At 73.1% G+C, this 8,821-nt stretch carries 11 protein-coding genes; 9 read left to right on the plus strand and 2 right to left on the minus strand.

What is annotated here, in order from left to right:
- Positions 1-371: 371 nt before the first annotated feature.
- Positions 372-1,070, minus strand: a complete 699-nt coding sequence (locus E2B92_RS29520; RefSeq protein ID WP_312846066.1) for an Imm21 family immunity protein — start codon at positions 1,068-1,070, stop codon at positions 372-374.
- 209 nt (positions 1,071-1,279) lie between these two features.
- On the opposite strand from E2B92_RS29520, the gene E2B92_RS29525 reads away from it, so the two are divergent.
- From E2B92_RS29525 to E2B92_RS29560, 8 genes are all read left to right on the plus strand, one after another.
- Entirely contained in the window at positions 1,280-2,305 is a 1,026-nt protein-coding gene (locus tag E2B92_RS29525) for a hypothetical protein (RefSeq protein WP_126885934.1), read from the plus strand.
- 30 nt (positions 2,306-2,335) lie between these two features.
- Positions 2,336-2,581: a hypothetical protein gene (locus tag E2B92_RS29530; protein ID WP_126885932.1), complete on the plus strand. Its 246-nt coding sequence runs from the start codon at positions 2,336-2,338 to the stop codon at positions 2,579-2,581.
- A gap of 90 nt (positions 2,582-2,671) precedes the next feature.
- Positions 2,672-2,947: a hypothetical protein gene (locus E2B92_RS29535; protein ID WP_133087758.1), complete on the plus strand. Its 276-nt coding sequence runs from the start codon at positions 2,672-2,674 to the stop codon at positions 2,945-2,947.
- 158 nt (positions 2,948-3,105) lie between these two features.
- Positions 3,106-3,537 (plus strand): hypothetical protein, encoded by a 432-nt coding sequence (locus tag E2B92_RS29540; protein WP_126885928.1) that lies wholly within the window; start codon positions 3,106-3,108, stop codon positions 3,535-3,537.
- A gap of 64 nt (positions 3,538-3,601) precedes the next feature.
- Positions 3,602-4,162, plus strand: coding sequence for an RNA polymerase sigma factor (locus E2B92_RS29545; protein WP_126885927.1), 561 nt, complete (start codon positions 3,602-3,604; stop codon positions 4,160-4,162).
- Positions 4,159-5,226, plus strand: a complete 1,068-nt coding sequence (locus E2B92_RS29550) for a hypothetical protein (RefSeq protein WP_133087759.1) — start codon at positions 4,159-4,161, stop codon at positions 5,224-5,226. The genes E2B92_RS29545 and E2B92_RS29550 overlap by 4 nt, the downstream gene beginning before the upstream one ends.
- 263 nt (positions 5,227-5,489) lie before the next feature.
- Positions 5,490-6,173: an RNA polymerase sigma factor gene (locus E2B92_RS29555; RefSeq protein WP_126889559.1), complete on the plus strand. Its 684-nt coding sequence runs from the start codon at positions 5,490-5,492 to the stop codon at positions 6,171-6,173.
- Positions 6,173-7,255 carry a hypothetical protein gene (locus tag E2B92_RS29560; RefSeq protein WP_133087760.1) on the plus strand — a complete coding sequence of 361 codons (1,083 nt, stop codon included), beginning with the start codon at positions 6,173-6,175 and terminating at the stop codon, positions 7,253-7,255. Before E2B92_RS29555 ends, E2B92_RS29560 begins: the two co-directional genes overlap by 1 nt.
- Before the next feature lie 391 nt (positions 7,256-7,646).
- Here E2B92_RS29560 and E2B92_RS29565 read toward each other — a convergent pair whose 3' ends face one another.
- Complete coding sequence (locus tag E2B92_RS29565) at positions 7,647-8,498, minus strand: L,D-transpeptidase family protein (protein WP_126889624.1); 852 nt, start codon at positions 8,496-8,498, stop codon at positions 7,647-7,649.
- 183 nt (positions 8,499-8,681) lie between these two features.
- On the opposite strand from E2B92_RS29565, the gene E2B92_RS29570 reads away from it, so the two are divergent.
- On the plus strand, positions 8,682-8,821 hold a 140-nt coding region (locus E2B92_RS29570), incomplete at its 3' end, for a methylmalonyl-CoA mutase family protein (RefSeq protein ID WP_133087761.1).

Genomic DNA, 8,821 nt, shown 5'->3' on the forward strand with positions numbered 1-8,821 from the left:
ACGAATCGCTGTGCATTCCGGCCGTGAAGTGTCCCGATTGTCCGCACGGTTGACGGCGCTCCGACTTCCTGATCAGAAACCACGCCGCTGTGTCCAAAGCCGTTCCGGAAGCCTCCGTCCGGCTGATTCGGTGTGCCCCTTTCGCATGCGCCGAAATGGGCGCGGATGCGAAAGGCATCGATGTGAGTTGTCGGACGGGCGGGTGCAGACCCCTTCGCGGCGTCCGGCACCCAGAAGATCACCCTCACGGACGCGGCCGACGGCACGGTCGTCGCCGACGGCGTGAAGCTGGTCCGCTCGCACACCGGTGACGTCGACAACGAGAAGAAGGACTGCACCTACCGCTACGACGTGAAAGGTCTGCTCTCGTTTTACTCGGAGTCGGACGACACCTCGGTGAAGACGGCTGCCGGGCAGCGGGTCCGCGAATTCCTGCGCTCGGTGGACCCCGTGTGTATCGAGGCCGCGGACGGGTTCTGGACGTCCTTCGTGCACGACGTCGAGATCGGAGACGATGACGAGGGATCGCTGTAGTCCAGGAGCTGGACCACGCCGGCCCACGTGTGTTCGTCCGCCTCGGTGTGGACGGCGCGGATCTTCCGGGCGCCGGCGGGCAGGGGGACGGGCGCCTGCTCGGGAAGCCCGCCGCCCCGGTTCTCGACGTGGAGGTCGGCGCCGGCGTTCACGGAGTCCATGAGCACCGCTGGGCCGTCCGTCGTCCAGGTGCCGCAGTCCTCCCAGGCGGTCGCGGGGTTCGTCAGGAGGCGCTCGGCCGCGGCGAGCAGGTCGGCTGCGGACGAGGCCGCGAGCCATCGCAGGAAGGCGCGGTGCTCCGGGAGGTAGCAGGTGGTGGCGGGCTGGTCGCCCAGGATCAGGGCTTCGGCCTCGTGGCCCCCGATGGCGACCGCCTCCGCCAGTGCCTCCACCTCGCAGGCCCGGTCATAGTCGTCCGCGTATCGGTGCCGCCGACGATCACCCCCCGCTTCCGTGCAGCCACCCCACGCGGCCGGCGCGGATACGGGAACGGCGGCGAGCGGGCCGCCCATCGACTCCACCCGGACGCGTCCCATGGCGTCAGTGTGCACCCGCCCCCCACATCGCCCTCCGCCAGGCGGTGGTTCGGCGCCGGGGGGCAACCTTCGGGGCCGTTCGTGAGTCTCCTCAACGATCACACCGTGATCGCACTGACGAGGAGACCATCATCACCGCCATACGCAAGACCCTGACCGCCACCGCAGTCGTCGGCGCCGTTCTGGCGGGTTCGGCCGCCTGCGGCACGGTGGAGCAGCTCTCCGCCGGGAAGAAGCTCGACCAGGCCTTCGAGAAGCTCAGCAAGGAGAAGTCGGTCTCCTTCGAGCTCGACCTGGACACCGACGCCGAGAGCCTGAAGGCGCTGGACGCCTCCTCGGACCCCGAGCCCGGCGAGGAGATCCCCGACGAGGCCGCCGAGCTGCTCAGCGGCTCGAAGATCGTTTTCACGGTCCAGTCGAAGAAGCCGATCGACGAGTCCGGCGAGAAGGACTTCATCGGCATGGCCATGAAGGTCACCGGCCCCGAGGGCGACCTGATCGAGTACCGGGTCATCGGTGACTACACCTACATCCGCTCCGACATGGAGGCCGTCGGCAAGGCGCTCGGCGCTCCGCTGCCGTCGGCGAAGGAGCTGCCGCCGGAGGCGGGCGGGCTCAAGAAGGTGCTCGAGGGCGAGTGGGTCAAGTTCAACACCAAGGAGCTGGAGAAGAGCCAGGCCGAGCTGGCGGCGGAGCCCGGCGCGAAGCCCGAGCCCGAGCCGACTCTGGACGCCAGGACCCAGAAGAAGCTGCTGGACGCCCTCCGGGAGACCATCGCCCGCGAGGTCGAGTTCACGACCGCCTCCAGCAAGGACGGCACGGAGCACATCACCGCCACCGCTCCGTTCCGCACGCTGATCACGGAGCTGATCGGCGAGATCCGCCCGCTCGCCAAGGACCTGCCCCCGGGCATGGACCTGCCGACGGACAAGGACCTCAAGGACGCGCCGAACGCCAGGGTCACGGCCGACTTCACGCTGAAGAACGGTGAGCTGACCGAGGTGAACATCGACCTCGCCAAGCTGGCCGAGAACGCCAAGGTCAAGAAGTTCGGCCTGGTCGTGCGGATGAGCGACAGCGTGGCCCCCACCGCCCCGGCCGGCGCCACCGAGCTGGACATGGACGAGATCATGGGCGGCTTCGCCGGCGCGATGATGGACGAGGAGGACTTCGGCGACGAGGAGTACCCCGAGGAGGGCTTCCCGGAGGAGGAGTTCCCCGAGGACGCCGCGTAGGCACGTACAGGGACGGGACGCGGAGCGCACATGGGAATCCTGATCTCAGGGGTGGTGCTGGGGCTGCTCGCCCTCGTCGAGTGGAGCCTGGAGATCGCCCGGGTGCTGGCCGGGGTCCTCTGCCTCGGCGCCGCGCCCCTGTTCCTCCTCCGCCGCCGCTCCAAGGTGGCGGGGGTGACCGCGTACGCGCTGGGCGGCATCGGCGTCCTCGGGCTGTCGGTGTCGTCCGGGGTGTTGTGGGCGGGGCGCGAGTTCGGCGTGTTCGGCGTGTTCTGAGCGGGCTTCCCGGGGCACTCGTCGCCACAGGTGGTGCAGGTCCGGCGCTGCGGGAGGTCGGCGATGGCGAGGGCGCGGCGAGTGGACCCCGTGCAGATCCTCATCCGGGTCGGCGACACCGATCCCGATGCCGGCGGGAACGAAGTGGCCTACCAGGAGTGGGTGTACCTGGCCCGCGAGGCCGGGTGGGACGTGGTCGAGAACCCGGGCTTCCAGGAGCCCAGGGACGGCGGCACGCACGTCGGGCTCGTGGAGATCGAGGGCCTCACGTACCGCATCCACTACGGGCTGCGGGCCCGGCTCGACCTGTCGGACGGCGAGACGGTGCTCGGTTACGCCGCCTGGGCCGAACCCGTACAGCGGTGAGCGCGGCCCGGGCACCCATGAACCGGGCGTACAGGGCGCTGCTCGTCGCGGACGGCTGAGGAATGTGAATGGTTGTACGAGTCCGGTGAAGTCGTCGTATGAGAAGCGGCACATTCCGTTTGCGTGACGCTTGAAGTGTTCACGTCGCTGGGTCAGGCATGGATGGGGACTTCAGCACACTGCCGGGCGCTCAGCACGTCCGCGCCTATGTGACGCAGTTCGTGGCGCGGGTGACCGAGCGGAACCGGCTGCCGCTCGACTACGGCGTCGCCAGCCTGAGGCTCGTCGACCTCGTGGTCGACGGGCTGCGGCGCGATCAGCCCGACCGGTCGCGGGTCGAGCCGTTCCTGTGCGGGCTCGGCGCGTACACCGGCGAGGTCATCGTGCGGCGGGCCGGGGCGGAGTGGGTGGACTTCGACGAGGCGCAGCGCGCGTACTTCGGGCAGCCGGTCGGCATCGTGATGCCGGACGGGCGGGCCTGGAACCCGCTGGGCAAGGTGGTCAACCGGTTCGAGGTGGGCCCCGAGGAGTCCGTCCAGCGCTTCTACCTCATGCTGCACGGCCGCACCCCCAGGAAGGTGCTGCTGTGACATTTCCGTGTGCCCGGACGCAGAGAGAGGGGGGAACTGTGACGGGCGGCGCGAAGAGGGAAGTGTGGGGGCGTACGACACGGAGCTCGGCGCTGCCGTCGAGCGCGCCCAGCAGGGGGACGAGGACGCGTTCGCGCGCGCGTACCGGCTGGTCCACCCCGGGCTGCTCGGATACGTGCGCGGGCTGGTCGGCGACGACGCCGAGGACGTGGCCGCCGAGGCGTGGCTGGAGATCGCCCGGGACCTCGGGCGCTTCCAGGGCGACGGCGCCGGCTTCCGCGGGTGGACGGCGACCATCGCCCGCCACCGGGCGCTCGACCATCTGCGCAGGCAGAGGCGGAGCCCCCGTACCTCTTTAATCGAACAGGACGTACTGGACCTGCCGGGCGGCCAGGACACGGCCGCCGCGGCACTGGAGAGCCTGTCGACGGAGCAGGCGCTCGCGATGATTCGCGGGTTGCCGCGCGAGCAGGCGGAAGCGGTGCTGCTGCGTGTGGTCGTGGGGCTGGACGGCCCGGCGACGGCGCGGGTGCTGGGCAAGCGGCCGGGAGCGGTGCGCACCGCCGCGTACCGAGGACTCAGGAAACTCGCCGGGCGACTGGCGCAGGGCGGAGCTAGGGGATGAGCAGGGACGACAAGCGGCTGGACGACGGCGACGACGACGCCGCGGTGCCCGCCGCGCTGCTGGCGGCTGCCCTACGGGGCGGTGGGATCGACCCGGCGGCCGAGGAGCGGGCGGTCGCGGCGTTCCGCGCGGCCCGGGACGAGGGTGCGCACGCGGCGGGCAGGACCCGTCGGCGCGACGACTGGCGGCCGGCCCGGGAGCGGCGCCGGCGGAGTTCGCTGCGGGCCGCGGCGATGGGGCTGGCGGCGACCGTGCTGCTGGGCGGTGTCGCGGTGGCGGCGCAGAGCGGTGCGCTCCCCTCGCCGTTCGGCGGCGGTGACGGCGGTACGGCGCCGGAGCCCCGCCCCTCGACGGCGGTCACACCGGAGGGTGGCGGCACGCCCGCGACACCGCTCACGGAACGGGACCGGTCGCGGCACCCGGGGGCGGGGGCGACCGGCCCGGTGCGCGCACCCGGCGGCGACGGGCGGGCGGGCGGCCCGGACAAGGGCGCCGGCAAGGGGGCCAAGGAGGCCACCAAGGGCGCCGGCGCCGACAGGGGCGCCGACGGCGGTACGGGCGGCGGGAGCGGCCCGGCCGGCCAGGACGGCGGCAAGGCACCGCGGTCGGGGAGCCCCGGGGGCAAGCAGCCCGGCACCCCGGCCGGTCCCGGCATGGCGGGGCGCGGGCCGGCCACGGAGGCGGAGAAGTCCGGGCACTCGGGGAGGCCCGGGACCGCCGGGAAGCCGGGCCAGTCCGGGAACGCCGTGAACTCCCAGAACCCCGGGAAGCCGGGCCAGTCCGGGAACGCCGTGAACTCCCAGAACCCCGGGAAGCCGGGCCAGTCCGGGAACGCCGTGAACTCCGGGGAGCAGGGCGGGTCCGGGAAGCCGCAGAACACCGCGGGGGCCGGAGAGCCGCACGGGGCCGCAGGGGCCGGGAAGCCGGGCGGGGCGGGGAAGACCGGGAAGCCGGAGCAGAGCGGGAACTCCGGGAAGCAGTCGGGGAAGTCCGCCGGCGGCGGGCGGGGCGGCGACGCGAACACCGCGGGCCCGGCCGGCAAGGGCGAGAACCGCAGGCCATGACCAGCACCCGCGTCCGGAGCGGAGGACGGCCGGGGCCGCCACCCCCCACAGGAGAGGCCCCGGCCGTCGTCCACGGGTCCGTGGTACGGCCCCGTACTCCTATCAGCGCCACGGGTGCGGTTTCTGTCACACCGCGCTGCGTCGCAGGGATGTTGCAGGTTGTACAAGACGTGGACGCGACGCCGGATGACCACGTAGCGTGCTCCTGCGCGCCGGGCGTAGTGACGGTGGTGACCGGCCGCGATGACGAACAGGTAGTGGGAGTGCTGGGGGACGACGCGGAGCTGACCACCGCGGTGCTCGCGGCACAGGACGGGGACGAAGACGCCTTCCGTGCTGTGTACCGCGCCGTGCACCCGCGGTTGCTCGGCTACATACGCACGCTGGTCGGCGACGCCGACGCGGAGGACGTCGCGTCCGAGTCCTGGCTCCAGATATCCCGCGACCTCGACCGCTTCAGCGGGGACGCCGACCGCTTCCGGGGCTGGGCGGCCCGCATCGCCCGCAACCGCGCCCTCGACCACCTGCGCATGCGGGGCAGGCGCCCCGCCATCGGCGGGGACGAGACGGAACTCACCGAGAAGCCGGCCGAGTCCGACACGGCGGACGAGGCCATGGAAGCCCTGTCCACCGGCCGCACCATGAACCTCATCGCCCAGCTCCCGCAGGACCAGGCCGAGGCCGTCATCCTGCGCGTCGTCGTCGGGCTGGACGCCAAGAGCGCCGCCCAGACCCTGGGCAAGCGGCCCGGTGCCGTACGCACCGCCGCCCACCGCGGCCTGAAGCGGCTGGCCGAGCTGCTGGAGGCGGACGCGGGAGCCGGCGCGGCGGCCGGGAGCCCGACCGGTGCCCTGGGCGGCGTACCGCCACAGCCCAAGCGACGCGTGGGGTCCGCGGTGCGTACCGGTGTGACGCATTGGCGTTCACGGACGCAGAAGGACATGTGATGGCCGACGAGCGGGATGAATGGCTCGACCAGGACGCGGCGGAAAGACTGCTGCGGGGTGAACCGGCCGGCCCTGTCGACGATCACGCGCGGGAGCAGGCCAGACGAGTCGCGCGGGCACTGGACGCCCTGCGCGCCGCAGCCGACCCCGCGGCGGGTGCCCTTCCCGGTGAGGAGGCCGCGCTGGCGGCCTTCCGTGAGGCGCGGGCCGACAGGGCGGCCGGGGCTCGGCGCGCCGTGACGGCGCCGTCCGGCCGACCGGCCGCCTCCGACGGGCCCGAGCCGGGCGCGGTGCGCGACCGGTCGGTGCCCCGCCGGCGCATGCGCTGGGCGCGGCCCGTGCGGTGGGGCCTGGCCGCGTCGGTGGCCGGTCTGGCGGCCGGTGGGGTGGCCGTGGCCGCCGGTACGGGCGTCCTGCCCGTCCTGGGGGGCGACAGCGAGCCGCTGCCCGCCGCGTCGGTGTCCGCGGCCGCCTCGCCGGAGACGTCGGTGTCCGGTGAGCCGACCGGCGGGCCGGACTCCGCCACGCCCGGCAGGTCGGGCGAGCCCGGGAGCGTGCCGCCGTCCGCGTCACGGACGCCGGGGGCGGGCACGGAGGGCGCGGAGCGCGTACCGGGACGGCCGGACCACGGGCGTACCGGCGGCACCGGGGACGGTGACACCTCGGGCGGGTGGCCCGGCGGCGACCTGGGCGGCGCGGAGGGCGGTACCGGCTCGGTGTCGGGGTCCGACTCGGGCGACACCTGGTTCGCGCGGACCGTCCAGGACTGCCGCGACTACCGCGACGGGCGGATGGACCGTGAGCGGCGGGAGGAGCTGGAGGCCGCGGCCGACGGCGCGGCCAAGCTCAAGGCCCTCTGCGACAAGGTGCTGGCCGGCGAGGCCGAGTGGCAGGGCAGTACCGGCTCGGGCTCCCAGCAGGGCTCCGGGTCGGGCTCCGGTTCGGGCGACGGCGGCGACGGCGGCAAGGACGAGGGCCCCGGCGGCAAGGGCGGCGACGACTCCGACGCGGCGCGCCCCTCCGTCTCCTGGTACCCCCAGGCCCCCGCGCTGTCGGTGCGCCGGACCGGCCTGGTCTTCTGACGCCGGTCCGCCCGCCCGGCCCGCCTCCGACGGGTCCGTACGCCCGCCCGGCCCCGTCTCCCGACACGTCCGTCGCCCGCCCGGCCCCGTCTCCCGACACGTCCGTCGCCCGCCCGGCCCCGTCTCCCGGACACGTCCGTACGCCCGCCCGGCCCGGTCCTCCGACGGGGCCGTACGCCCGCCCTCGCACCCACTCTGACCTGCGTCTTTGAAATTTTTTCCGAGAGGGTGTGACGTTTTTCCGTCCCCCGGCGCAGTACTGAGTGAGCCGACTGGTCATCGGCAGCGCGAAGAGCCGGGGTTCCCCCCGTACCTACGGCTCAGCGCACATGGCGCGGGCGGGACACGTTCCCCCGGTCCCGCCCGCGCCCTCTCTTCTCTCCCCCTCGGATCACCAGTGGACGACGACCTTGTCGCCGACCTTCACCTGCTCGAACACCGTCTCGAGCCGGTCCATGTCCCGGACGTTGACGCAGCCGTGCGAGCCGCCGTTGTAGCCGCGGGCCGCGAAGTCCGCCGAGTAGTGCACCGCCTGGCCGCCGCTGAAGAACATCGAGTACGGCATCGAGGTGTGGTAGAGCGTCGACTTCCACGTCCGCTCCTTGCGGTCGACCTTGAACGTGCCTTCGCGGGTCGGCGTGTTCTCCGAGCCGAAGCGGACGTCCATGGCCGAGACGACCTTGCCGTCGATCATCCAGGCGAGGGTGCGGCTCTCCTTGCTGATGCACAGCACCCGGCCCGTCATGCAGCGGGCGTCCGGCTTGTCCAGCTCGTTGGTCGTCGGCGGCCGCAGCTCCTCGGCGGTGGGCTTGCGCGAGGCGGCCGTCAGCCGCTCCCAGGTGGTCCCGTCGACCGTGCCCGTCTCCGGCAGGCCCTGCTTCTTCTGGAAGGCCGAGACCGCCTTGGCGGTCATCGAGCCGTAGAAGGCGGTGGGGCTGCGGTGGAAGTGACCGAGCTGGCGCAGCCGCGCCTGGAGCTCACGCACCTGCTCGTTCTCCGTGCCCTCCGCCATCAGCGTCTTCGCCGCCCCGGGCGAGGCGGAGCCGGCCGGCGAGGAAGCCGCCGGTTCCGCGCCCCCGGCGGCCGAGGCGCCGGAGGAGGGCGAGGCGGACGCCGAGGGCGAGGCCGCCGGTGCCGGGGCCGACCCGCCGGCCGCCCCCACGGCCTGGGTGCAGCCGGTGGCGGCCAGACTGACCGCGGCCGCGGCCAGTACTGCTCTGCGTATGACGGACGTACGGTGCATGTGAGCCCCCCGAATCGATGATCTGTACCTAATGGATGCTTCCCAGAGGTGCTTGGTTGCGCGCCGCGGCGCATGCTGTGAGCAAGGTCCCAGCGAGTGGCTCTCCACCCGTCGCACGCCCGCCGCTACAGTCCGTCGCGAGGGTCGGTACCAGCGAGTAGGTCGAATCGGAAGGCACAGCACATGGCGCGCGAGTCGGAGTCGGGACTGCCCATCGAGCCGGTGTACGGGCCGGACGCCCTTGCGGGGTGGGAGCCCGGGGAGAAGCTGGGCGAGCCGGGCTCGTACCCGTTCACGCGTGGTGTGTATCCGTCGATGTACAC

Origin of the sequence: Streptomyces sp. WAC05374, from assembly GCF_004353505.1 — a bacterium.
Classification (GTDB): Bacteria; Actinomycetota; Actinomycetes; order Streptomycetales; family Streptomycetaceae; genus Streptomyces.